Below are 2,637 nucleotides of genomic sequence, written 5' to 3'. Positions count from 1 at the left end.
GAGCTATTTAGTAAAGCGACAGTTAGGCCAGTTAGAGATGCGACAGCCTCGCCTCTTGACGCACTGGTCAAAGCCAACGTTGGGAGCAAGGATGACGACCTTCAACCTGGTCGAGACCATGAGCGGTCGGAGTCGTCATGTCCTTTTTGATCACCATGTCGCAGAAAGAATTGCATCGCCTCGAGCTTATCCAGAAGATCCGTGACGAGCGCCTAAGCGTCGTTCAGGCCGCCGAACAGCTCGCGCTTAGTCGAAGTCAGGTCCATCGGCTGCTGCAGGCCTATGACCGGGATGGTCCGGCCGGGCTTGTTTCAAAGAAGCGATCACGCCCAAGCAACCGGCGCCACAGCGAGGAGTTTCGCAATGCGGCGCTGGATCTGATCCGCGAGCGCTATCTGGATTTCGGTCCGACGCTGGCGCGTGAGAAGCTGATCGAGTTGCACCGGATCTCTGTCGCCAAGGAGACGCTGCGGCAATGGATGACCGAGGCTGGCATCTGGGTCTCGCGCCGGGAGCGCAAGAAACGGGTTTTCCAACCACGCGGCCGGCGCGATTGCTTTGGCGAACTGGTGCAGATCGATGGCTCGCATCACTGGTGGTTCGAGAGCCGCGGCCCCAAGTGCGCCCTGCTTGTCTATATCGATGACGCCAGCGGCAAGCTCTTGCATCTTCGCTTTGCCGGATCGGAGAACACGTTCGACTATCTGCATGCGACGAAGGCTTATCTGCAGCAATGGGGCAAGCCGCTGGCTTTCTACAGCGACAAACATGGTGTCTTTCGATCGACGCATCCGTCGAAGAAGGACAGGACAAGCGGTCTGACGCAGTTCGGCCGGGCGCTCTATGAGCTCAACATCGATATCATCTGCGCCAACACCCCTCAGGCCAAGGGTCGGGTGGAACGTGCCAACCAGACATTGCAGGATCGGCTGGTCAAGGAGATGCGGCTTCGCGGCATCGATACGATCGAGGCTGCCACTGCCTATGCGCCTGAGTTCATGGCGGATTTCAACGGGCGCTTCGGCAAGCCGCCACGCAATCCGAAAGACATGCACCGACCGCTGGTCAACCACGAGAACCTCGATGGTGCCATGTGCCGGAAGGAAGTCCGCACGCTGTCGCAATCTCTGACGCTACGCTACGAGAAGGTGTTGTTCATTCTCAATCCGACCGAGATTTCCAGGCCACTGGCTGGCCAGAAAGTGATCGTCTGCGACTACCCGGACGGACGGCTCGAGATCATGCACGAGAGCTTTTCCCTGCCCTACAGGACCTTCGATACGTTGCGCTCGGTGCATCGTGCGGAGGTCGTCGACAACAAGCGGCTGGACGACATGCTGTCGATCGTCGCCGAGTTGCAAGCCGGCCGAGAACAGCAACGCAGCAAGAGTGGTCCCCGACGCACCGGGCAGAGGGATCATATGTTTGGCATTCGGGACGGTAGCACAGCCAACGGCTATCAGAAGCGGGACGCAAGCCGAGGACAGATTACATGAACGATCCGGCGGTGATTGCACGGCGAGAGAAAGCGTTATTGAGGCAACCAGCGGCGGAATAAAGATCGTCAGTGCACGCCGATGTCGCTTTGCGTATCCGATTCCAGCTGCAGGCATGCGGACCAAAGCGGTGTCTTGTGGAAGGATCCGTCCTGGAAGAGTGTGAGCCCCTCTCTTACTTCATAGAGCAAGCCGAGCCAGCACAAGCGCCGTAAGACGCCGTATTTTAGATCGGATTTCAGCTTCCAGGCTTCCAGGGTCATTTCGGCTTCCGAAAGAGGCGCCAGATCTGGATAGAGGATTTTCACAACCTCCATTGGCGTGCAACCTTCTCTGGCCTTGATATTGAGAAGATTGAGGAACATGCGCCACCAGCGCAACCGCGCTTGCACCTCCTGTTCCCGCTCGGTGGCGTGGATGTAGGAATAGAGATAATCCGTGGCGACCAAATCGAAGAAGGCGTTAGGGTTCACCAGAAACTCGCGGCCGCGTCTGGTTGGCAGCAGCACATCCTTTCTCCGGCGTAGAAGCTTCAGATGGCGGGTCATGTCGCGCACGACCCAAAGCGGTGGCATGTCGCTTTCATTGAGCACCTTGTTCATGCTGTAGAGATCTTCGGCTGTGAACCCTGGCCAAAGGAAGTGCACAGCGGCCCAATGCACGAACTTGCGGCTCATGGCGCCGGTCGCCGTCAATCCTATGCCACCCTCACCGTCAGCATAGGCAACGGACAGAAGCATGCCGCGAACAAGTGGTGACAGCGCGGCGACATTGACGTCACCCTGCAGTTTGATTTCCGGAAGCATCGTGCGACTTTGATCCCTACCCCGCCCCTATGCAGGTGCGCACGAGTATCAGCCGGCGACGAAACAATTGCTACTGAGAAAGCTAAAGCCGAAGAGGAGCATCATCACCCGCCCCCGCTCCGCCCTTTCAACCCGGCCCAGCCGGTCGGATCGGGGGCCGATCCGAGCAGCCAGTGTCGCGTTTCTAATCGGTTGGCAGAGTCGCATTCCTAATCAGCTTTGACAATTGGGCGCGCGCTCTGACCGCCGCTCCGGTGACTTCCGCTTCTGGGTGAACGTTTTCAAACATCTGAGCACAGAGGAGACCACCACATCCCCAGCGTGAAAGCGAGTAG

1 protein-coding gene and 1 pseudogene are annotated in these 2,637 nt (G+C 58.2%); one reads left to right on the top strand and one right to left on the bottom strand.

The window, feature by feature from the left end; genetic code table 11:
- The first annotated feature begins 137 nt into the window (after positions 1 to 137).
- Positions 138 to 1,558 (top strand): annotated as a pseudogene (locus AC13QO_RS29800) (ISNCY family transposase).
- Positions 1,559 to 1,564: 6 nt separating this feature from the next.
- Here the strand turns inward: AC13QO_RS29800 and AC13QO_RS29795 are convergent.
- Entirely contained in the window at positions 1,565 to 2,302 is a 738-nt protein-coding gene (locus AC13QO_RS29795) for a hypothetical protein (RefSeq protein WP_488542753.1), read from the bottom strand.
- Between the last annotated feature and the right edge of the window lie 335 nt (positions 2,303 to 2,637).

This window comes from Rhizobium sp. CNPSo 3670 (genome assembly GCF_057784555.1).
Note: the sequence above shows the minus strand (reverse complement) of the source record. Positions and strands in the feature narration are given on the sequence as shown.

Excerpts from the sequence above, each read along its gene's own strand:
- AC13QO_RS29795 (WP_488542753.1), bottom strand. The coding sequence starts at position 2,302 with ATGCTTCCGGAAATCAAACTGCAGGGTGACGTCAATGTCGCCGCGCTG.